This window comes from Streptomyces sp. NPDC087215 (genome assembly GCF_044744885.1).
GTDB lineage: Bacteria > Actinomycetota > Actinomycetes > Streptomycetales > Streptomycetaceae > Streptomyces.
Map to the genome: position 1 here is coordinate 154031 of NZ_JBIUZD010000012.1, position 23004 is coordinate 177034.

Genomic DNA, 23004 nt, shown 5'->3' on the forward strand with positions numbered 1-23004 from the left:
CGGCCTATCGTGTGCGGCCGACGACCGTCGATGTCTCGCAGGCGCAGGAGGATCCGTGTTCCCGTTGTCTTTCGCGCAGCAACGCCTGTGGTTCCTCAACCGCCTCGACACGGGCGCCTGGACCTACAACCTGCCGCTCGCGCTCCGGCTCGACGGCCCGCTCCACACCCCGGCCCTGCGCTCCGCCCTGGCCGATCTGGTGGCCCGGCACGAGAGCCTGCGCACGGTCTTCCCCGAGGTCGGGGGAGAACCCCGGCAGAGCGTCCGGGACACCGTCGACGTCACCGAGTTCCTCACCGAACTCGACGTCCCGGCCGCGGAACTGCCCACGGCACTGGACCGGCTGGCCCGGCACGCCTTCGACCTCACCACGGACCTGCCGCTGAGGGTGTGGCTGCTGCGCGCCGACGAGCACGACCACACGCTGTACCTGGTGCTCCACCACATCGTCGGCGACGGCTGGTCCACGGCGCTGCTCGGCCGCGACCTGGCCACCGCCTACGCGGCCCGCCGCGCCGGAGCCGCGCCGGACTGGGAGCCCCTGCCCGTCCAGTACGCCGACTACGCGCTCTGGCAGCGGGAACTCCTGGAGGGTCCGGACGGCGCGGACCTCCTCGCCCACTGGACCGCCCGGCTCGACGGCCTGCCCGACGAACTGCCGCTGCCGCTCGACCGGCCCCGGCCGGAGATCTCCGGCGACGACGGCGGCGAAGTCCTCCTCGACCTGCCCCCGGAGCTGCACGCCCGTCTGCTGCGGCTCGCCCGCGAGGCCGACGCCTCGCTGTTCATGGTCGTCCACGCGGCCCTCGCGGCGCTGCTGACCCGGCTCGGCGCCGGCACCGACATCCCGCTCGGCACGATGGACGCGGGCCGCGCCGAAGAGGACCTCGAAGACCTCATCGGTTTCTTCGTCAACACCCTGGTGCTGCGGCTCGACACGGGCGGGAACCCCACGTTCCGCGAACTCCTGGCACGGGCCCGGGAGACCGACCTCGCCGCCCTCGCCCACCCCGAGCTGCCCTTCGACCGGCTCGTCGAAGCCCTCAACCCGAGCCGGTCGCTCAACCGGCACCCGCTCTTCCAGGTCGCGCTCGTCCTGCAGAACAACGCCGCCGCGCGCTACGCGCTGGACGGCCTGACCGTCACCGAACTGCGGAACCGGACCATCGCGGCGCACTTCGACCTGTCGGTCGCCTTCACCGACCGGTACGCCCCCGACGGCACCCCCCTCGGGATGTCCGCGCAACTCGTCCACCGCACCGAACTCTTCGACCGGGACACCGTCACGGCCCTCGGACACCGCCTGGTACGGCTCCTCGAAGAAGCCGTCCGGGACCCCGACCGGGCCCTGGGCGACATCGACCTCCTCGACGCCCGGGAACGCGACACCCTGCTGCGCGTCTGGAACGGCACGACCCGGCCGGAGACACCCACCGGACTCGCCGAGGCGTTCACCCGGCAGGCCGCCCTGACACCCGGCGCCCCCGCCGTGTCCGACACGGACGGCACCCTCGACTACGCCGAACTGGACCGGCGCAGCGACCTGCTGGCCGGCCGCCTGCGCCGCCGGGGCGTCACGGCGGAGACCCGCGTCGCCATCCTCCAGCAGCGCTCCGCCGACCTGATAGTGTCGATGCTCGCCGTGCTCAAGGCGGGCGGCTGCTTCGTACCGCTGCCGCTGACCGCGCCCACCGAACGGCTCCGCGACATGCTCCGGCAGGCCGGCGCGGAACTGCTCCTCGTCGACGACGTGCTGCGCGACCACGAAGCGGCGAGCGGCACGGGCACAGGCACGGGCACGGGCATCGGAACCCTGACGGTGACCGGCTTCCGGGCCACCGAGGCCGATCGCGCCGCCGTCCCGGCCGCCTCCGCGCACCCCGAACAGGCCGCGTACATCATGTACACCTCGGGCTCGACCGGCGCGCCCAAGGGCGTCGTCACCACCCAGCGCGGTGTGCTCGCCTTCGCCCGCGACCGCTGCTGGAACGACGAACGGCCCCGCCGCGCCCTGCTCCACTCACCGCACGCCTTCGACGCCTCCACCTGCGAGATCTGGGTGCCGCTGCTGTCCGGCGGAGAAGTCGTCGTGGCACCCGTCGGCGACGTCGACGGAACCGTCGTACGGGCCGCCGGACTCACCGACGTCCTCCTCGTCTCCGGCCTCTTCCAGGTCATCGCCGAGGAGGACCCGGACTGCTTCACCGGAGTGCGCGAGGTCATGACCGGCGGCGACGTCATCAGCCCCGCCGCGGTCCGCGCCGTCCTGCGCCGCCACCCCGGCCTGACCGTCCGCGCCACCTACGGCCCCACCGAACTGACCATGTGCTCCGTCCAGCTGCCGCTGCGCGACCCGGACGCGGTGCCCGACAGCGTGCCGCTGGGCCTGCCGATGGACAACACCGCCGCGTACGTCCTCGACGACCGGCTGCGACCGGTACCGGTCGGGGTCGTGGGCGAGCTGTACGCCTCCGGCGCCGGTCTGGCACGCGGCTACGACGGCCGCCCCGGACAGAGCGCCGAACGCTTCCTCGCCGACCCGTTCGGCGCGCCCGGCACCCGCATGTACCGCACCGGCGACCTCGCCCGGTGGCGCGCCGACGGCACCCTGGAATTCGCGGGCCGGGCCGACAGCCAGGTGAAGATCCGGGGCTTCCGGGTCGAACCCGGAGAGGTGGAGAGCGTCCTGGTCCGCCACCCGCACGTCGCACAGGCCCATGTGCACGCCCGCGAGGACCGGCCGGGCGACAAACGCCTCGTCGGCTATCTGGTGCCCGCCGTACCCTCCCCGGACCTCACCGGGATCCGCGCCGCCGCCGCCTCCGTACTGCCCCCGTACATGGTGCCCGCCGCCCTGGTCCCCCTCCGGCAGCTGCCGCTCACCCCCAACGGCAAGATCGACCGGAGACTGCTCCCCGCACCCGACGAGACCGCCTCCGGCACCGAGCACGTCGCCCCCCGCGACGACCGGGAACGCGCCCTGTGCGCCCTGTTCGCCGAAGTGCTCCAGATACCCCGCGTCGGCGTCCACGACGGCTTCTTCACCCTCGGCGGCCACTCGCTGCTCGCGATCCGGCTGATCAACCGCATCCGCACCACGCTCGGCGCGGACCTCGGCGTCGCCACCCTCTTCCAGGCCCCCACCGTCGCCGAACTCGCCACCCGCCTCGCCGCACCCGGCGGCACCCGACGCATCCCCGCCGCCCCCCGCACCACCGCCCCGCCCCTCTCGTACCAGCAGGAGGGCCTCTGGTTCCTGCACCAGCTCGACCCCGCCTCCCCGGTCTACAACGTGCCGCTCGCCCTGCGTCTGCGCGGCCGACTCGACACGGAACGGCTCTCCCGCGCCCTGGGCCTGCTGGTCGCCCGGCACGAGAGCCTGCGCACCCGCTTCGTCGCCGTGGACGGCGTGCCCGTCCAGGTGACCGACCCCGCACCGGCGTCCTGGCCGCTCACGGTGACCCCGACGCACCCCGACGCGGTGCCCGAGGCGCTCGCCGGGGCCGCCACCCGCCCCTTCGACCTGGCCGCCGACCGACTGCTGCGCACCGAACTGCTGCGGCTGGGCCCGACCGAGCACGTCCTGGTGCTGTGCACCCACCACATCATCGCCGACGGCTGGTCGGCCGGTGTCCTGCTCGACGAACTGGCCACCCTGTACACCGACCCGGACGGCTCCCTCCCCGCCCTGGACATCCAGCCCGCCGACCACGCGGTCTGGCAGCGAGCCCGGCTCGCCGACGACGTCCTGGACAAACAGCTCGGCTACTGGCGCGAACAGCTCCACGCCCTGCCCCGGCTCGACTTCCCCGCCGACCGCCCGCGCGGCACCGGCGCCGGACACCCCGGAGCCACGGCGGAACTCGTCCTCCGTGACGACCTCGGCGCGGCACTGCGCCGACTGGCCGACACCGAACGCGGATCGCTCCTGTCCGTCCTGATGGCCGGATTCCTCGTCGTCCTCTCCCGGCACACCGGACAGGACGACATCGGCATCGGCTCGGTCTTCTACGGCCGCGACCGCCCCGAACTGGAACCACTGGTCGGCTACTTCGCCAACACCGTCGTGCTCCGCGCCGACGTCACGGGCAACCCGTCCTTCCGGGAACTGGTGAGCCGCTGCGAACTCGCCGTACGGGGCGCCGCCGAACACCAGGACCTCCCCTTCACCACCCTGGTCGAACAGCTCCGACCGGCCCGCGAACCCGGCCGCAACCCGCTCTTCCAGATCAGCCTCACCCTGCACGCCGACGAAGTCCCCTCGGCCGCGGCGGCGTTCGGACCGGTCACCGTCGAACCACTGCCGGTCTCCGGCCGGGTCGCCCGCTTCGACCTGGCCGCCCACGCCACCGTCACCGCCGACGGCGGACTGCGGCTCCAGGCCGAGTACGCCACCGACCTCTTCGACGACGACCGGATCAACAGGCTCCTCGGACACCTGGGCCGCGTCCTGACCCGGGCGGCCCGTGAACCCGACGCCACGGTGTGCGACTTCGAGCTCACCGGGCCCGAGGAGACGGCACTGCTGCACCGGTGGAGCGCGGCCCGGCGTACGACACCGGCCGACGCCTCGCTGTGGGACCTGTTCGCCGAACAGGTCCGGCTGCGCCCCGACGCGGTCGCGGTGGTCGCGGGCGAGGAACGGACGACCTACCGGGAACTGGCCCGGCGCGCCGAACGCCTGGCCGCCCGTCTGGCCGCCCGGGACATCACCCGGGGCAGCCTGGTCGGCCTCTGCGCCCGCCGGGACACCGACCTCGTCGTCGGCGTCCTCGGCATCCTGCGCGCCGGAGCCGCCTACGTACCGCTCGATCCCGACCACCCGGCGCAGCGCCTCTCCGCCATGGCCGCCGACGCGGGCCTCTCGGTGGTCGTCACCCAGCGCGGACTGGAGGTGCCCGCGACCCCGCTGCTCCTGGACGCCGACACCGACGGCGACCTCCCCGTGCCGGACGTGACCGCGACCGCGGCCGACCTGGCCTACCTGATCTACACCTCCGGCTCGACCGGGGCTCCCAAGGCGGTCACCGTCCCGCACGGCCAGGTCGTCCGGCTGATGCGGGCCACCCAGGACCTGTACCGCTTCGACGAGCGGGACGTGTGGACGCTGTTCCACTCGTCCTCCTTCGACTTCTCCGTCTGGGAGATCTGGGGCGCCCTCGTCCACGGCGGCCGACTGGTCGTGGTGCCGTTCTGGCAGACCCGCTCGCCCGAGGACTTCCAGGGCCTGCTGGCCCGCGAGGGAGTCACGGTCCTCAACCAGACCCCGGCCGCGTTCCGGCAGCTCGTCGCCGCCGACGAGGAACGCCCGGTGCCGCTCTCCCTGCGGTACGTGATCTTCGGCGGGGACGCCCTGGACATCGACTCGGTGCGCCGCTGGTTCGACCGGCACGGCGAGGAACACCCCCGGCTGGTCAACATGTACGGGATCACCGAGACCACGGTCCACGTCACGTACTCCCCGCTGACCAGGGAACTCCTGGAGGACAACGCCAGCCCCATCGGCGAGCCGATCCCCGACCTGTCCCTGTGGGTCGTCGACCGGGCCGGGCGCCCGGCACCCATCGGCGTACCGGGCGAACTCCTCGTCGGCGGCGCCGGACTGTCCTGGGGCTATCTGCACCGGCCAGGCCTGAGCGCCCAGCGCTTCGTCGCCGACCGGTTCGGCGGCGCCCCCGGCGCCCGCCTCTACCGCTCCGGCGACCTGGCCCGCCGCCGCGCCGACGGCGGCCTGGAGTACCTGGGCCGCATCGACCAGCAGGTCAAGATCCGCGGGTTCCGCATCGAACTCGGCGAGATCGAGGCCGTGCTCGCCGCCCACCCGCGCGTCGACCACGCCTGCGTGACCGTGCGCGACGACCGGCTGGTCGGCTACGTGGTCACCGGGGAGGCGGGCGACCTCGCCGAGATCCGCGCGCACCTGGCGGCCCGGCTGCCCGACTACATGGTGCCCTCCGCGCTGGTGCCGGTGGACCGCATCGCGCTGACCGGCAACGGCAAGGTGGACCGGGCCGCGCTGCCCGCGCCGGAGCCGAGCCGCGTCGGCGAGTTCGTCGCACCGCGCTCCGACACCGAGCGCGCGGTCGCCCGGATCTGGTCCGCCCTCCTGGGCACCGACCGGATCGGCGTCCTCGACAGCTTCTTCGACCTGGGCGGCACGTCCCTCGACCTGACCCGGCTGCGCGCCGAGATCCGCCGACAGCTCGGCGTCGAACTGGACATGCGCGACCTGTACTCGGCTCCGACCGTGGAGATGACCGCCGTGCTGCTCGACCCGTCCCGCCGCGACCGCCCCCAGCCCTCGCCGGACGCGCCGAGCGGCGACCGCCCCCAGCCCTCGCCGCTCGTGCCGATCAAACCCACCGGCGGCAGGCCGCCGCTCTTCCTGGTCCACGCCGTCGGCGGCTCCGTCGTCCCGTACCTTCCGCTGGCCCGTCTCATCGACCCCGAACAGCCCCTCTACGGACTGGAGGACCCGGGGCTCGACGGCGGACCGGTCACCACCTCCCTGACCGCCCTGGCCGCGCGGTACGTCGAGGCGATCCGCGCCGTCCAGCCGCACGGCCCCTACCACCTCGGCGGCTGGTCCCTGGGCGGTGTGGTGGCCGCGGAGATGGCCGCGCGGCTGACCGCCGTCGGCGAGGAGACCGCGCTGGTCGTCATGCTGGACACCGGGATGCCCCCGTACCTCGGCGAGGAACTCCCCGACCGCGCGGTCCTCCTGGGCGGCTTCGTCCACGACCTGGCCGGTCTGGCGGGCGTGCCGGCGCCCCGGTACGACGAGGCCGCCCTGCGGGGCCTGTCGCCGGACCGTCAGGACGAGGCGCTCCTGGACCTCCTGGAGCGCGCGGCCCTCGTCCCCCCGGGCATCCGGGAGGACATGAGGGAGCGCGTCCGGGTCTTCGAGGCCAACACCCGCGCGCTGCTGCGGCACCGGCCGGGCCCGGTCGACGGCCGCCTGGTGCTCCTCTCCGCGCGGGAGCAGCCGCACCGGCCCAAGACCCGCCCGTGGCGCGTCCTCGCCCGTGGCGGCTTCGAGTTCCACACGGTCCCCGGCGACCACCACACCATGCTCCAGCAGCCCCATCTGACCGCCCTGGCGGAGAGCCTGCGCGGCGTCCTGGACCGACTCGTCCGCTCCTGACGCCCAGCCGCCGCCCCGGGCCCGGTCGGCCCGCCCCGGGACGGTGGCCGGAGGGCCCGTACCAGCCCGTACCGGACGGGGGCGCGGGCCCCGGACATCCGCGCGTACGACACGGGGGCGGTGGTACGGGACCGGGCGGGTGCGACGCGTACGGCACGGCGGCGGGGAGGCGCGTGGAGCACGGCGGCGGGGCGGAGACGCACCCCGGACGCAGCGCCGGGGGCGGCACGCACAGGACGGCGGGAGCGGAGGAACCCGCTCCCGCCGTCCTGTTTCCCGTGGACCGGCGCCTCAGGTGCGCCGGGGGTCCTCCCCGGACCGCACCGGGGACGCTTCCCCGGACCGGGCGAGCCGCTCGGCGAAGTCCGCGAGCACCGGGTGTTCCAGCAGGACCCGCACCCGGACCGTGATGCCGAGGCGTCGGCGCACCGCCGCCACCACCTCCATGGCGGCCAGCGACTGGCCGCCCAGGGCGAAGAAGTCGTCGTCGTCCGCGACCGGGACGCCCAGGACCTCCTGCCAGATCTCGGCGACTTCGGTGGTGTCCATCGTGCATCAGCTCCTTGAGGGGCTCACGCCGGGCTCAGCCGCACCGGCAGACTGGTCAGTCCATGGATGAAGTTGGCGGTGCTCCACACCGGGGTGCCCGCCGGGGCCACCGTGCGCACGCGGCGGACCAGCGCGGTCAGCAGTGCGGTCAGCTCCAGCCTGGCGACCCGGGACCCGACGCAGACGTGCGGCCCCCAGCCGAAGGCCAGGTGCCGGTTGGGCGTCCGGTCCGGCCGGAAGGTGTCCGGGTCGGCGAAGACGGCCGGGTCGCGGTTGGCCGAGCAGATCCAGGCCGTCACCCGGTCGCCGGGGAGCAGCCCGGTCCCGGCGACCGTCACCGGGCGGGTCACCGTGCGCAGCGCGTGCAGTCCCGGGCTGGTCCAGCGCAGGATCTCCTCCACCGCGGTGGGCAGCAGCTCCGGTGACGCGCGCAGCGCCGTCCACAGCTCGGGCCGTTCGCAGAAGACGAGGAGCGCTCCGGCCGCCGCGTACCGGACGGTCTCGCTGGCTCCGGTGAGCACCCCGCTGCAGTTGAGGACCAGCTCCTCGTCGGTGAGGTCGCCGCCGGCCGCGAGCAGCGCGCTGACGAGGTCGTCGCCGGGGCGGGCGCGCCGCCGGTCGATCAGGTCGGCGAAGTAGCCGAAGATCTCGGCGTTGGCGTCCAGCCGGTCGATCGGGTCGGGGGAGTCCAGGCCGTCGGTGGTGAGTCTGCCGATCAACGGCCAGTCCGCGCGGGGCAGGTCCATCATGGCGCAGATGACCTGGTTGGGCAGTCGTTGGGCCAGGTCGCCCACGGCGTCCCGGACCAGGGGCCCGGCGGCCCCGTCCGGCCGGTCGTCCGCGCGGCCTTCGCCACCCGTGCCGACGACCTCGTCCACCAGGTCGGTGACCCCGGCGACGATCCGGTCGTGCCAGAGGCGCAGCGCCGCCGGGGTGAACGGCGCCCCCACCACGCGGCGGATCCGGCCGTGCCGGGGCGGGTCGCTGACCACCATCATCCGGTCGGCGACCAGGTCGGCCGCCCCGTCCGATCCGCCGAGCCTGATGCCGGAACGGGAGCTGAAGGTGGCCGGATCACCCAGTACGGTCTCGACGTCGTCGTAGCGGGCGGCGACCCAGAAGCCGGGACCGTCCGGCTCCGGATGCCGGGTCAGCCCCGGGCGCTCGCGCAGGGCCGCGAGCTGGTCGAGGAACCGGTACCCGGAGAAGACGTCCGGTGCGAGCAGGTCGATGTCCATCGCGGGTCAGCGGGCCTCGATCACGGAGAACGGCGACTCCGGGATCGGCAGGACCCGGTGGGTGCGGAATCCGGCCGCCTCCAGGATGCGGGTGAACCCGGCCCGGTCGCGTTCCCGGCCCCCGGTGAGGACCATCATGCCGAGGTCGCTCCAGTGGCTGACGTGCTGGGTGCCGTCCTCCGGCACCAGCATCTCGATGACGAGGAGCCGGCCGCCGGCCGCCAGCGAGCGACGGCTCGACCGCAGGATCTCCACGGCCTGCTCGTCGGTCCAGTCGTGCAGGACGCTGCACAGCAGATGGGTGTCGGCGCCGGTGGGCACCGAGACGAAGAAGTCGCCGGGCACCGCGCGGCAGCCGGGGACACCGCCGCCCAGGTTCACCTCGTCGATCACCGTGGGGCGGTCGAACAGGATGCCGCCCGCGTGCGGGGCCACCGAGAGGATCTCGCCGAGGAGGAAGCCGTCGGCGCCACCGATGTCCAGGATGACCTCGGAGCCCGTCCAGTCGACGGCCTCGGCCGCCTGCCGGTAGAGACGACCGGTCCGTTCCCGCATCCGGCGCAGGAACGCGAGGTTGGCGCCGCGCCGGGTGTTCTTGACCCCGAAGAAACCGCCGCCGCCGTCGCCGTCTCCGCCGTCTCCGCCGTCGAAGGACGCCGCACCGGTACGGAAGGTGTCCGTGGCGCGCAGCCAGGCGAGCTGGCTCTCGGCGTTCACCAGTGACGCCGAGAGGCTGTCCGGGGCGTCCCGGCGCAGCCGGGCGCCGAGCGGGGTCAGCCGGAAGCCGGTGGCCGGGGCGCCGGAGAAGAACCCGGCCGTGGTGAGGGCGGACAGCAGCCGTCCCAGGGCGTCGGGATCGGCGTCGATCAGGGCCGCCGTGGTCTCCACCGGCTGCGGGGCCGTCGGCTCCATCACATCGGCGACGCCGAGTTCGACGGCGATGCGCAGGGCGTGCGGCAGCACCGCGACCATGCTGTCGTCGACGAGCGTGAGGTAGTCCCGCACGATCCTGTCGGTGGCCTCGGCGGCGCGGTCGCCGTCGGCGTCGGCCTCCACGACGGATGCCTCGACGGCGCTCGCGTCGGCGGTGACGGCATCGGCGGCGGAGGTCTCGGCGGCGGTGATCCCGGCGTTCTCGGTGGTCTCGGTGTACGTGGTCATCGTCAGCCCCTTTCCTGGGGTCGGGACGCGCAGCAGTTCTGTCACGGCACGGTGGTCGACCTTGCCGTTGGCGTTGTGGGGGAGTTCGTCGAGGCGGCGCACCAGATCGGGCACCAGATGGCCGGGGAGCAGACCGCGCAGCTCCGCGCGCACCCGGTCCGGGTCCGCACCGCCGGTGAAGGCCAGCGCCAGCCGCTCGTACGCGCCGCTCCGGCCGGTCAGGGCGACCGCCACGCAGTCGCGGACTCCGGCGCGGTCCCCGGCGCGGCTCTCCACCTCGCCCAGCTCCACCCGGTAGCCGCGGATCTTCACCTGCCGGTCCGCGCGGCCCAGGAAGTGCAGGACGCCCCCGGCGTCGCGCTCCGCGCGGTCACCGGTGCGGTAGACCCTGGTCGGCACGCCCTCCACGTCGACCGTGACGAAGCGCTCGGCGGTCCGTTCCGGGTCGTGGAGATAGCCCTGGGCGAGGCCCGCGCCCGCGACGCACAGCTCGCCGTCGATCAGATGGACGTCGGTGCCGGGCACCGGGCGCCCGATGGGCACGCCGTGCGGCAGGTCGCAGTCCTCGGGCCGGATGCGGTGCGTGGTGGCGAAGGCGAAACTCTCCACCGGGCCGTAGCAGTTGTGGACGGTCGTGTCCGGATGCCCCGCCAGCAGCGCGCGCACCGGCTCGGGCGACAGCCGCTCACCGCCGATGAACATCAGGTCGATCCCGCGGAAGCAGCCGGGGTCCAGCCGCACCAGCAGGTTGACCACGGACGCGACCAGGACGAGGGTGTTCACGCCGTGCCGCGCGACCAGGTCGCGCAGGGTGTCCGGCAGCAGATGGTCCTCGTCCGGCAGCACCACGGTGCCGCCCCGGGACAACATGCCCCACAGTTCGAGGCCGCAGGCGTCCCACCCGACCGGGGCGAGCTGGGGCAGCACCCGCCCGGGGGCGAAGGCGGCCAGCGGGCCGCTGTCGAAGAGCCGCAGCACCGCCCGGTGCGGAGTCACCACCCCCTTGGGGGTGCCCGTGCTGCCGGAGGTGAAGAAGACACACGCGGGGTCGTCCGGCCCGAGGTCCGCGTGGACCGGAGGGGTCCCGGGGACGGGCTCGGCCGGTGGCGTCCAGCACGGGGCGCCGGCGAGCGGGACGTCCGTGACGAACAGCGGTGCCCGCAGCAGGCGCAGCAGTTCCCGCACCCGCTCGTCCGGCCACTTCACGTCGATGGGGCAGTACGCCGCGCCCGTCTTCAGGACGGCCAGCAGCAAGGTCGCCATACGGGCCGAGCGGGCGACGCGCACCGGCACCAGGCAGCCCGGCCCCACCCCTGCCGCGACCAGTGCGGCGGCGTACGAATCGGCCGTTGAAACAAGTCGGGAATAGGTGACGGGACCGTTGTCGTCGATCAGCGCAATATGGTCGCCGTATTCTGCCGCGCGCTTGTCGAGTGCCTGATGAATCAGCACGTACCGCTCCTTGTCCGCAGCTTCGATCGCACGCATACTCACCTGCCACGAGCGCGTGCGCAACCCCTATGAACCCCATAGCGGACACCCCGGTACCCAAGCGCGGGAAGGGGTGTTCCGCACTGTTCGGCGGCTGGGGGCGGAGCGCGTTGACATTCTTCCGGGCCCGTCCGTAGCGTTTTTCCGTCGCGGTACCGGGATCTGACAATTCGCGTTCCCGCCGTTGAAAACCGATTATCGAGCCTTGGGGGAATTCATGCCGTCCACACCCCAGACCAGAGATCAGCACGCCGTCGACGCCGGGATCGACCACATCACCCTCTCCGTCGGTGACGCCCACGCCCGTGCGGCCGAGTTCGTCGAGCGCTACGGCTTCGAGGTGATCGCCGCCGGGGAGACCCCGGAGTTCACCGCGGTGGCGGTGGGACAGCGGGACATCGTCCTGCTGCTGCTCGAAGGCCGCACCGACGACCATCCGGCCACCCTGTTCACGGCCCGGCACGGCGACGGCGTGAGCGACATCGCCCTGCGGGTGGCGGCGCCGGACCGCAGGGCGGCCCTCGAAGCCTTCGGTGACGTGACGCACACCTTCGTGACCCGGTCCCCCGGCGAGCCCTGGTCGCTGCCCGGCATCGACCCGGTGCGGGGCGGGGAGACCACGGCCCCGGCCGGGGGACACCTGCTGTGCGTCGACCACATCGCGGTCTGCCTGGAGAACGGCGAACTGGGACCGACCGTCGAGTTCTACCGCCGCGAGCTGGGCTGGCGGGTGGTGTTCGAGGAGGACATCCACGTCGGCGCGCAGGCCATGCAGTCCAAGGTGGTGCAGAGCCCGGACACCGGAGTGACGCTGACACTGCTCCAGCCCATGAGCGGAGCCGTCCCCGGCCAGATCGACGACTTCCTGAAGAGGCACGGCGGCGGCGGGGTGCAGCACCTGGCCTTCGCGGTGCCGGGCATCGTGGCGGCGGTCGCCGAACTCGGCGCCGCGGGCGTACGGTTCCTGACCACTCCCGACACGTACTACGAGGACCTGGAGGAGCGGCTCGGCTCGTCCGGCTACCCGGTGGAGGAACTGCGCGCGCACCATGTGCTCGCCGACCGGGACCACGACGGCGAGCTGTTCCAGATCTTCACCCGGTCCGAGCACCCGCGCCGTACCCACTTCATGGAGATCATCGAACGCCGGGGCGCGACCACGTTCGGCAGCAACAACATCCGCAAGCTGTACGAGGCGGTCGAACGACAGGACTCGGCGTGACGGGCGGCCCGAGCGTACTGGCGGCCGATCCGCTCACCCTCGCCGACGTCGAGGACCGTGCCCGCGCCGTGCTGGCGCCCGAGGTGTACGACTTCGTGGCCGGCGGAAGCGGTGACGAGTCGACGCTGAACGCCAACCGGGCCGCGTTCGACCGGTGCCACCTCGTCCCCCGCGTCCTGTCCGGAGCGGCGAGCGCCGACACCACGACGACCCTCCTCGGGGTCCCGGCGTCGATGCCCGTCGCGGTCGCGCCGATGGCGTTCCACTCGGTGGTCCACCCGGACGGCGAACCCGCGGTGTCCCGCGCGGCGGCCGGGGCCGGGATCCCCTTCACCGCGGCGACCCTGGCCAGCCGCCCGCTGGACGAACTGACCGCCGCCGACGGCGCCCTGTTCCTCCAGTTGTACTGGCTGCGCGACCGGGCCCGCACCGAGTGGCTGATCGACGAGGCCGAACGGCTCGGGGCCCGCGCCCTGATCCTCACCGTGGACGTGCCGTTCATGGGACGGCGGCTGCGCGATCTGCGCAACGGCTTCGCCGTACCGGCACACGCCGCCCCGGTCAACCTGCCCGACGCGCAGCGCGGCGCGGGGCAGAGCGTCGGCGGTCACGCCGCCGCCGTGATCGACCCCACCCTGTCCTGGTCCGACCTGGAACGGCTGCGGCGCAGGACCAGGCTGCCGCTGGTCCTCAAGGGGGTCCTCGACCCGGCGGACGCCCGGCGCGCGGTGGACCTCGGCGCGGACGGCCTGGTGGTGTCCAACCACGGCGGCCGGCAACTGGACGGCGCCGTGCCCAGCCTCCTGGCCCTGCCCGCGATCCGGGCCGAGGTCGGCGACGCCTGCGAGGTGCTGCTCGACAGCGGTGTGCGCAGCGGCACCGACGTGCTGCGCGCGCTGGCCCTCGGCGCCTCCGGGGTGCTGCTCGGACGGCCGGTCCTGTGGGGCCTCGCCTCCGGCGGCGAAGCAGGTGTGACCTCGGCGCTGGAACTGCTGCGCACCGAGATCGAAGTGGCGATGGCCCTCGCCGGAGCCCCGCACGTGGCCGCGGCCGGACGCCTCGGCGTCCGGTGGACGTCCGCAACCCCCGAACGGGAGGACTCATGACCGAGGCGTCCCACGCCTCGACGGCACGGCCGGTGACGGCGCTCGACCTGGCGGACCTGCACGGGTCGCTGTCCGATCCGGCGCTGCTGTCGATGAACCTGCTGAACGAGGTGTCCGAGCGCTACCCGGACGCGGTCTCCTTCGCGCCCGGACGGCCGGACCCCGGCGGGTTCACGGTCGAGGACGTCCACCGGCACCTGCGCACCTGGACCGAGCACGTCGGCGGTGGCGCCGGGGGAGCGGGCGCCGCCCGCGACCGGCTCTACCAGTACGGCAGGACGAAGGGCGTCATCCAGGACCTGGTGGCCCGCAACCTCGCCACCGACGAGGGCATCCGGGTCGACCCCGAGTCGATCCTGGTGACCGTCGGCTGCCAGGAGGCCATGGTCCTGGTGCTGCGCGCGCTGCGCGCCGACGAGCGCGATGTGCTCCTGGCCACCGAACCGTCCTATGTGGGCGTCACCGGCGCGGCCCGCCTGGTCGACCTGCCGGTGGTGCCGGTCGACAGCGGCACCGGCGGCATCGACCTGGACGACCTGGCCGCCAAGGTGCGGGGCGCGCGGGAGGCCGGTCTGCGCCCCCGGGCCTGCTACCTGGTGCCCGACTTCGCCAACCCGACCGGACTCAGTCTCGACGTACCGACCCGGCACCGGCTCCTCGACCTGGCCGCCGAGCTGGACATCCTCGTCATCGAGGACAACCCGTACGGCTTCTTCGGCGACGGCGCCTCCCCGAAACCGACGCTCAAGTCGCTGGACGAGGGCCGCCGGGTCGTCTACCTCGGCTCGTACGCCAAGACCGTGCTGCCCGGCGCCCGCATCGGGTTCGTGGTGGCCGACCAGCCGGTCCTGCGGGACGGCGAGACCGTCGGCACCCTCGCCGACGAGCTCTCGAAGATCAAGAGCATGATCACGGTCAACACCCCGCCGATCGCCCAGGCGGTCATCGGCGGAAAACTGCTGGAGAGCGATTTCGCGCTGCGCGAAGCGAACCGGGACGCCACCGCGCGGTACGGACAGCGGCTGCGTCATCTGCTCGACGGGCTGGCCGCGCGGTTCCCGGCGCCGTCGCCGGTCACCTGGAACCGACCGGACGGCGGATTCTTCCTGGTCGTCACGGTCCCGTTCGTCGCCGATGACGACCTGCTCGCCCACTCGGCCGAGCGGCACAAGGTCATCTGGACGCCGATGCACCACTTCTACGCGGCGGGGGGCGGACTGCGGCAGCTGCGACTGTCCTGCAGCTCGCTCCCGCCGGAGGAGATCGACCTCGGTCTGGACCGGTTCGCCGCGCTGGTGACCGACCTTCTGGAGAGGACCTGAGAACCATGAGAGCGCTGACCGTAAACGAGCGGATCGTGTCGGACGACACCGACGCCTATGTGATCGCGGAGATCGGCCACAACCACGAGGGCGACCTGGACAAGGCCGAGGAGCTGGTGCGCCAGGCGGCCGCGGCCGGGGCCAGCGCGGTCAAACTGCAGAAGCGGGACAACCGCTCGCTCTACACCAGGGAGATGTACGACTCCCCCTACACCGGACGCAACAGCTTCGGCCCCACGTACGGAGCGCACCGCGAGTTCCTGGAGTTCGGCACCCGCGAGTACACCCACCTCCAGCAGCTCTCCGCCGAACTGGGCGTGGACTTCTTCGCGACCGCCTTCGACTTCGCCAGCGTCGACTTCCTGGCCGAACTGGGCGTCCCCGCGATCAAGATCGCGTCCGGTGACATCAGGAACACCCCGCTGCTGGCCTACGCGGCGAAGGCGGGCAAGCCGCTGATCGTGAGCACCGGCGGCGCCGACATGGAGTCGGTGCGGCGCGCCTGCGGCACCGTCCTGCCGATCAACCCGGACCTCGCGCTGCTCCAGTGCACGGCCACCTACCCGGCCGAGCCGGAGGAGCTGAACCTGGCGGTGCTCGGCACCTACCGGGCCGAGTTCCCCGACACGGTGATCGGCTTCTCCGGGCACGACCTCGGCCCGTGGGCCGCCTGGACCGCGTACGCGCTGGGCGCCCGGGTGGTCGAGAAGCACGTCACCCTCGACCGCACCCGGCCCGGCAGCGACCACAAGTTCTCGCTGGAACAGGCGGACATGGCCGAACTGGTCGACGGGCTGCGCCGGGTGCGCCGCTCGCTGGGCGGCCCGGACAAGCGGGTGCTGGAGCGCGAACGGCCCGCGATGGGCAAGATGGGCAAGAAGCTCGTCACCCACCGGGACCTGCCCGCCGGACACCGCCTCACCCTGGAGGACGTGGCGATCAAGTCGCCGGGCGACGGGCTGACCCCCGACCGGCTCGCCGACGTGGTGGGCCGACTCCTCGGCAGGCCCCTGGCGGCCGACGCCGACATCACCCTGGACGACCTGGTGGACGGCGATGCCGGCCGCGACTGACCTGACCGGATCGGTCGCCGTGGTGACCGGGGTGTGCGGACGGCTCGGACCGGTGTGGGTGGACGCCCTGCTCGGCGCCGGTGCCCGGGTGGTGGGCCTGGACGTACGGGACACCGTCGGGCCGGAGCTGCGGGCGGTGGTGGACGCCCACGACCCGAAGCGGTTCCTGACCCTGGTGGCGGACGTCACCGACACCGGCGGTCTGCGCCGGGCGCTCGACGACTGCCTCGAACGGGCCGGGGAACCGACCGTCCTCGTCAACAACGCCGGTGTCGACAGCCCGCCGTCGGCCCGGGGCGGCGGCTGGCTCTTCGAGGACATCCCGGACGAGGTGTCCGGCGGCGTCCTCGACGTCAACGCCCTGGGGACGCTGCGGATGTGCCAGGTGTTCGGGTCACGGATGGCCCGGAACGGCGGCGGCTCCGTCGTCAACATCGGCTCGATGTACGGCCGTCTCGCACCCGACCCCCGGATGTACGAGCACCTGCCGGTGGACCCGCCGTTCCTGAAACCGCCCGCGTACGGCATGTCCAAGGCGGGCGTCGCCGCGCTCACCCGGTACCTCGCGGCCCTGTGGGGCCCGGCCGGGGTCCGGGTGAACACCCTGTCACCCGGCGGGGTGCTGGGCGCGCAGGACCCGGTGTTCCGGGAGAAGTTCGACGCCCGGGTGCCGCTGCGGCGGATGGCCCGCGCCGAGGACCTGACCGGCCCGCTGCTGTTCCTCGCCTCCGGCCTGAGCAGCTACGTCACCGGTACCGAACTCGCCGTCGACGGCGGGTTCGGCTGTTGGTGACACCGACCCCTCCACGAGGAGAAGCCATGGACAGCTCCCTGGCCTGGATACCGCGTGCCGAGTTCGAGCGCGTCCTGGGCGACGTAGCCGATCCGCACGACAGGGCCCGCGCCTTCGCGGCGATGTGCCGGATCAACACCCTCTACATGATCGCGCGGGCCGGTTCGGGCCACATCGGCTCCAGCTTCAGCGCCGCCGACGTGGTGAGCTGGCTGGTCCTCGAAGAACTCGACCGGCCGTTCGAAGCCGACGGAGACGTGTACTTCTCGTCGAAGGGCCACGACGCGCCCGGACTGTACGCGGCGATGATCGCGCTCGGACTCCTCGACGAGGACCTCCTGCACCGGCTGCGGCGGATCGACGGACTGCCGGGACACCCCGACGTCGGCACCCCCGGAATGCCCTTCAACACCGGCTCCCTCGGCATGGGCATCTCCAAGGCGAAGGGCCTGGTCCTCGCCCACCGCCTGTCCGGCCGGGTCTCCCGGGTGGTGGTGATGACCGGCGACGGCGAGCTCCAGGAGGGCCAGAACTGGGAGGCGCTGCCCAGCGCCGCCCGGTACGGGATGGGCGAGCTGACCGTGGTCGTCGACCACAACCGCCTCCAGTCCGACACCTACGTCACCGACGTCAGCGACCTCGGCGACCTGACCGGCAAGTTCACCGCCGCGGGCTGGGGCGTGCTCCGGTGCGACGGCCACGACCCCGGCCAACTGGAGAAGGCGTTCGCCCGCCGCGCCGCCGACCACCCCGACCGGCCCGTGGTGATCATCGCGGACACGGTCAAGGGCGGCGGCTGCCCCACCTTCGCCGCCACCTCGATGGCACCCGGCGAATGGCGCTACCGCCACCACAGCGGCGCCCCGGGCCCCGAGGACCGCGACCGCGCGTACCGGGAACTCACCGACACCGCCGACGGGATACTGCGCGGGCGCGGCCTGCCCCCGCTCCGGCCGGTCGTACGGACCGTGGACCCGCCGGTGAAACCGTCCGGCGTACGGCTGCCCGAGGTGTACGGGAGGCTGCTCACCGAGGCGGCCCGCGAGGACCCCCGGATCGTCGCCCTCGACGGCGACCTGATCCTCGACACCGGCCTCATCCCGTTCCGCGAGGCCCACCCGGACCGGTTCGTCGAATGCGGCATCGCCGAACAGGACATGGTCTCCATGGCCGGCGGACTCGCCGCGGGCGGAATGCGCCCCTTCGCGCACTCCTTCTCCTGCTTCCTGCACGCACGGCCCAACGAACACATCTACAACAACGCCACCGAACGACGGCCGGTGGTCTACGTCGGCTCGCTCGCCGGACTGCTGCCCGCCGGACCCGGCCACTCCCACCAGGCGGTCCGCGACGTGTCGGCGCTCTGCGCCGTCCCCGGCCTGACCATCCTGGAACCCTCCCACCCCGCCCAGCTGGCCGCCGCCCTGGACCACTGCCGGTCCACCCCGGACAGCGTCTATCTGCGCCTGTCCAGCCAACCGGTCCCCGCCGAACTCGCCGCACTGCCCCCGGCCCCCCTGAAGACCGGCAGGGGACAGGTGCTGCGGGACGGCGGCCGGGCGGTCGCCCTCGGCGCCGGACCGGTGGTCCTCGGACAACTCCTCGCCACCGCCGACCTGCTCGCCGCCCGGGGCATCGCGCTGACCGTGGTGGACCTGCCCTGGCACAACCGGATCGACCCGGAGTGGCTGGCCGGACTGCTCACCGGCGTCCGGCACCTGTTCGTCGTCGAGCACCAGTACGACAGCGGAGGCCAGGCCGACCTGATCGCCCGGCACCTCATGGAGACGGGCACCGGGGACGGCATCGCCTTCCACGGCCTCGGCCTCACCGAAGTACCGCGCTGCGGCACCGACGCCGAAGTGCTCGCCGCGCACGGTCTGGACGCGGCCCACCTCGCGGACCTCATCGGCGCGGACGTCCTGGACCACACCCGCACCCCCCGACCCGACGGAGACACCACGTGGAAACTGTCCGCAACGAACTGAACCGCCCGCCCCAGGAGACCGTCGACGGCTTCCGCGCGGTCCTCGCCGAGTACAGCCCGAGCTGCCTGGTCACCGACGCCCGGCGCAGGGTCGGCGCCATCGGCGGACTGCTCCCGGTGAAACACCACCACAAGATCGCCGGACCGGCCCTCACCGTCAACCTCTCCATCGACGACCTCGTCGACTGTATGCCCGTGCTCAGGCAGGCACAGCCCGGCGACGTGATCGTGGTCGCCTGCCACGGCACCACCCGTACCGCGATGTGGGGCGGCCTGATGTCCACCCTGTCACGCCAGATCGGCATCGCCGCCGGAATCGTCGACGGCGCCGTCCGCGACGTCGACGAGATCCGCGACCTCGACTTCCCCGTCTGGTACCGCAGCACCGTCCCCCGGCCCTCCCCGACCGCCGTGCACGACCGCACCGAGCCCGTCCAGGTCAACGTCCCGGTGGTGATCGACGGCCAGGTCATCAACCCCGGGGACATCCTGGTCGCCGACGAGAACGGCATCGCCGTCGTACCGAAGGACGAGGCCGAGACCGTACTCGCCCGCACCCGGATGAACATCGACCGGGAGCGGGTCATCCGCGAGAAGATCAGCTCCGGCCTGTCGGTCGCCGAACTGATCGCCGAGTTCGGACACCTGTGATGCGCGTCTACCTCACCGGCGCCGACGGGATGCTCGGCACCGCGCTGCGCCAGGAACTCGCGGCGCGCCCGGAGACCGCCGACTGGCCCGTCCTCGGGGTGTCCCTCGCCGACTTCGACATCGGCGACGGGACGGCCGTACGCGACTCGATCGACGCCTTCCGGCCCGACGTGGTCGTGCACACCGCCGCCAACGCGGTCGTCGACTCCTGCGAACGGGACCCGGCCCCGGCCCTGCGCGTCAACGTCGGCGGCACCCACCACGTCGCCGAGGCCTGCCGACGGCACGGCAGCCGACTGATCTACATCTCCAGCGACTACGTCTTCGACGGCCGGGCCCCCGGACCCGCCGGATACAACGAGGACGACATCCCCTCCCCGGTCAGCGTCTACGGACTGAGCAAACTCGCCGGGGAACGGATCGTCGAAGCCGTGCCGGACCACCTCGTGGTCCGCACGTCCTGGCTGTACGGCGGCACCGACCCACGCCTGGACCAGGTGCTCGCCGCCGCCCGGGAGTTCCTCGACGGCGGCCGTCCGCGACTGATCGACGACCAGTTCAGCAGCCCGACCTACCTCCCCGACCTGGCGTCCGCACTGGTCCGGCTGCTCCCCGGCGCCCTGGCCGTCCGCGGCCTGCTGCACATCGCCAACCGGGGCCGGGCGAGCTGGTACCAGGTGGGCCTCGCCCTCGCCGAACGCCTCGGCACCGCCCACCCGGTGCCCATGTCCATGGCCGAGGCGGGATTCGTCGGCGGCCGGCCGCGCGACTCCCGCCTCGACAGCACCCGCGCGGCCGCCTTCGTCCACGCGATGCCCCACTGGACCGACGCCCTCGCCCGGTACTGCGCCCTGCTCACCGCGGGCGACCGGGGACCGGTGAGCCGCTGATGCCCCAGCCGTTCCTGCTGCTGGACTTCGACGGTGTGGTCTGCGACACCGAACGGGCCGCCCTGCTCGCCTGGCAGGACCTCTACGACCGGCTCGGCGTGCCCTTCGGCACCGAGACCCGCGCCGGGATGCTCGGCAACTCGGCCGGGGCGCACCTCGCCCTGGCCGACCTGGCCGCCCGGCTCGGCCGGCCGGTCGCCGACGACGAGTGGGACTGGCAGCGGGAACGGCGGGCCGCCCGGTGCGGGGCCGCACCGGCCCGGCCCGGCGTGGAGCGGCTGCTGCGCACCGCGGAGGCGGCCGCGATCGTGTCCAGCAGCCCGGCCGCCTGGGTGGAGGGCCACCTGGGACGGCTCGGGCTGCGGCACCACTTCGCCTTCCTGGTGACCGGCGACGACACCGACCGCCACAAACCGCGACCGGACCTGTACCTGCTCGCGCTGGCACGCGCCGGGGTGGGGGCCGACGACGCCCTGGCCGTCGAGGACTCCCCGAGCGGGGTCACCGCCGCCCGCGCCGCCGGTCTACGCTGCGTGGCGGTCCCCTGGGAACCGTCCGGGGCACCCGGCCTGGCCGACGCCGACGCGGTGCTGCCCAGCCTGGGCGACCTGGACCTGCGGCGCTATCAGCGCAACGAGGTGTGACATGGAGATCACGGCGGACACCGCCCTGGAAGAACTGTCCCGGCACGTCCTGATGGACGGTCTGGACCTCGTACTGGACCTGGAGCGCAGCCGGGGCAGCACCCTGATCGACGCGCGCGGCGGCGAGGAGTACCTGGACCTCCTCACCTTCTACGGCTCACTGCCCCTGGGCATGAACCACCCCGGCATGACCGAGGACCCGGCGTTCCTCGCCGAACTCACCCGGGCCGCCCTGCACAAGGTCACCAACTCCGACATCTACACCGTGCAGTACGCCCGGTTCGCGGCGACGTTCCGCCGGGTCCTCGGCGACCCGGCGCTGCCCCACCTCTTCTTCATCGACGGCGGCGCCCTGGCCGTCGAGAACGCCCTGAAGGTCGCCTTCGACTGGCGGGCGCAACGGGACGGCACCGACCCCGCCGCACCCCTCGAAGTCCTCCACATGGAGGGCGCCTTCCACGGACGCAGCGGCTACACGCTGAGCCTCACCAACACCTCGCCGACGGTGACCGCGCGGTACCCGGGATGGGCCTGGCCGCGCGTGCCGGTACCCGGGCCCGGCGCCGAACGGGAGGCGGTCGAGGTCGCGCGACGGCACCTGGCCGAGCGCGGCGACCGGATCGCCTGCTTCATCGCCGAGCCGGTCCAGGGAGCGGGCGGCGACCGGCACCTCGGCAGGGAGTTCCTGCTGCACATGCAGGAGCTGTGCCACCGGTACGACGTGCTGTTCGTGCTCGACGAGGTGCAGACCGGCTGCGGCCTGTCCGGCGCCCCGTGGACGTACCAGCGGCTCGGACTCGCCCCCGACGTGGTGGCCTTCGGCAAGAAGACCCAGGTGTGCGGTCTGATGGCGGGCGGCCGGGTGGACCAGGTCCCCGAAGGGGCGCTGGCCGTGCCGAACCGCCTCGGCTCCACCTGGGGCGGCAACACCGCCGACATGGTACGGGCCACCCGCATCCTGGAGATCATCGAGCGGGACGGACTGGTGGCGGGGGCCGAGACCAGGGGCGCCCACCTGGGCCGCCTCCTCGCCGACCTGGCGGCGGCCCACCCCGCACTGGTCCGCGACGTGCGCGGGCTCGGCCTGATGTGGGCCTTCGACCTGCCCGACACGGCCCTGCGCGACGAGGTCCTGGACCGGCTGCGCCGCTCCCACCGGGTGCTGCTGCTGCCCGGCGGACCGCGCGCCGTACGGTTCCGCCCGGCCCTGACCATCGGGCTCGACGCACTCGACAAGGGCGTCGCCGCACTGGACGCGGTGCTCACCGCCATGGGCCCGCGATGAACGGCCACGGGCTCCGTGTACGGGGACGTAGGGGTTGTCAGGAGTTTGCCGCGCGACCAGAATGCGGGCAGCTCTTCCATTCGACGGCGATAAAGGAGTGCGCTGGCTCATGAGCAATCCGTTCGAGGATGAAAATGCCTCATACCGCGTTCTGGTCAATGCGGAGGAGCAGTATTCCCTGTGGCCGGATTTCGCGGAGGTCCCGGCGGGCTGGACCGTCGTCCTGCCGAGCACGACCCGGCAGGAATGCCTGGACTACGTGAACGAACACTGGGTCGACATGCGCCCCAAGAGCCTCGTCGAGGCGATGCGCCGGGCCGACTGACCCCGCCCCGCCCCGCCCGCCACGGCCAGGGACCACGCCGCGAGAGCGCGTGGTCCCTGGCCGTTTCCCGTGTCCGTCACGACCCCTCCCGGACGCCCCGCGTTTCCCCCGGGGCGAAAAAGG

At 73.2% G+C, this 23004-nt stretch carries 15 protein-coding genes; 12 read left to right on the top strand and 3 right to left on the bottom strand.

What is annotated here, in order from left to right:
* Positions 1 to 55 precede the first annotated feature (55 nt).
* Positions 56 to 7144, top strand: a complete 7089-nt coding sequence (locus ACIO92_RS26455; RefSeq protein ID WP_402283050.1) for an amino acid adenylation domain-containing protein — start codon at positions 56 to 58, stop codon at positions 7142 to 7144.
* Positions 7145 to 7435: 291 nt separating this feature from the next.
* Here the strand turns inward: ACIO92_RS26455 and ACIO92_RS26460 are convergent, their stop codons facing one another.
* From ACIO92_RS26460 to ACIO92_RS26470, 3 genes are read right to left on the bottom strand one after another with little or no spacing between them, the layout of a single operon-like run.
* The gene (locus ACIO92_RS26460; protein ID WP_366443407.1) at positions 7436 to 7693 is read right to left on the bottom strand and encodes a phosphopantetheine-binding protein; all 258 of its coding nucleotides are present in this window, start codon (positions 7691 to 7693) and stop codon (positions 7436 to 7438) included.
* 23 nt (positions 7694 to 7716) lie between these two features.
* Positions 7717 to 8931 carry a cytochrome P450 gene (locus ACIO92_RS26465; protein ID WP_366443408.1) on the bottom strand — a complete coding sequence of 405 codons (1215 nt, stop codon included), beginning with the start codon at positions 8929 to 8931 and terminating at the stop codon, positions 7717 to 7719.
* Between the two features lie 6 nt (positions 8932 to 8937).
* On the bottom strand, positions 8938 to 11544 hold the full coding sequence (locus ACIO92_RS26470) for an AMP-binding protein (protein WP_402283048.1): 2607 nt from the start codon (positions 11542 to 11544) through the stop codon (positions 8938 to 8940).
* Between the two features lie 256 nt (positions 11545 to 11800).
* On the opposite strand from ACIO92_RS26470, the gene ACIO92_RS26475 reads away from it, so the two are divergent.
* From ACIO92_RS26475 to ACIO92_RS26525, 11 genes are all read left to right on the top strand, one after another.
* Complete coding sequence (locus ACIO92_RS26475; protein ID WP_366443410.1) at positions 11801 to 12805, top strand: VOC family protein; 1005 nt, start codon at positions 11801 to 11803, stop codon at positions 12803 to 12805.
* Positions 12802 to 13911 carry an alpha-hydroxy acid oxidase gene (locus ACIO92_RS26480; protein WP_401239513.1) on the top strand — a complete coding sequence of 370 codons (1110 nt, stop codon included), beginning with the start codon at positions 12802 to 12804 and terminating at the stop codon, positions 13909 to 13911. The genes ACIO92_RS26475 and ACIO92_RS26480 overlap by 4 nt, the downstream gene beginning before the upstream one ends.
* Positions 13908 to 15233, top strand: coding sequence for a PLP-dependent aminotransferase family protein (locus tag ACIO92_RS26485; RefSeq protein ID WP_366443412.1), 1326 nt, complete (start codon positions 13908 to 13910; stop codon positions 15231 to 15233). The genes ACIO92_RS26480 and ACIO92_RS26485 overlap by 4 nt, the downstream gene beginning before the upstream one ends.
* A gap of 5 nt (positions 15234 to 15238) precedes the next feature.
* Positions 15239 to 16306, top strand: coding sequence for an N-acetylneuraminate synthase family protein (locus ACIO92_RS26490; RefSeq protein ID WP_366443413.1), 1068 nt, complete (start codon positions 15239 to 15241; stop codon positions 16304 to 16306).
* Complete coding sequence (locus ACIO92_RS26495; protein ID WP_366443414.1) at positions 16290 to 17099, top strand: SDR family oxidoreductase; 810 nt, start codon at positions 16290 to 16292, stop codon at positions 17097 to 17099. Before ACIO92_RS26490 ends, ACIO92_RS26495 begins: the two co-directional genes overlap by 17 nt.
* 26 nt (positions 17100 to 17125) lie before the next feature.
* A complete protein-coding gene (locus ACIO92_RS26500) occupies positions 17126 to 19087 on the top strand; it encodes a transketolase C-terminal domain-containing protein (protein WP_401239520.1) in 1962 nt (653 codons plus the stop codon).
* A complete protein-coding gene (locus ACIO92_RS26505; protein WP_351792506.1) occupies positions 19063 to 19737 on the top strand; it encodes an RraA family protein in 675 nt (224 codons plus the stop codon). Before ACIO92_RS26500 ends, ACIO92_RS26505 begins: the two co-directional genes overlap by 25 nt.
* Entirely contained in the window at positions 19737 to 20627 is an 891-nt protein-coding gene (rfbD, locus tag ACIO92_RS26510) for a dTDP-4-dehydrorhamnose reductase (RefSeq protein WP_366443416.1), read from the top strand. Before ACIO92_RS26505 ends, rfbD begins: the two co-directional genes overlap by 1 nt.
* The gene (locus ACIO92_RS26515; RefSeq protein WP_366443417.1) at positions 20627 to 21271 is read left to right on the top strand and encodes an HAD-IA family hydrolase; all 645 of its coding nucleotides are present in this window, start codon (positions 20627 to 20629) and stop codon (positions 21269 to 21271) included. Before rfbD ends, ACIO92_RS26515 begins: the two co-directional genes overlap by 1 nt.
* A 1-nt stretch (position 21272) precedes the next feature.
* Positions 21273 to 22556, top strand: coding sequence for an L-lysine 6-transaminase (gene lat, locus ACIO92_RS26520; RefSeq protein WP_402283044.1), 1284 nt, complete (start codon positions 21273 to 21275; stop codon positions 22554 to 22556).
* Between the two features lie 109 nt (positions 22557 to 22665).
* Positions 22666 to 22881, top strand: coding sequence for an MbtH family protein (locus tag ACIO92_RS26525; RefSeq protein ID WP_366443419.1), 216 nt, complete (start codon positions 22666 to 22668; stop codon positions 22879 to 22881).
* Positions 22882 to 23004 lie beyond the last annotated feature (123 nt).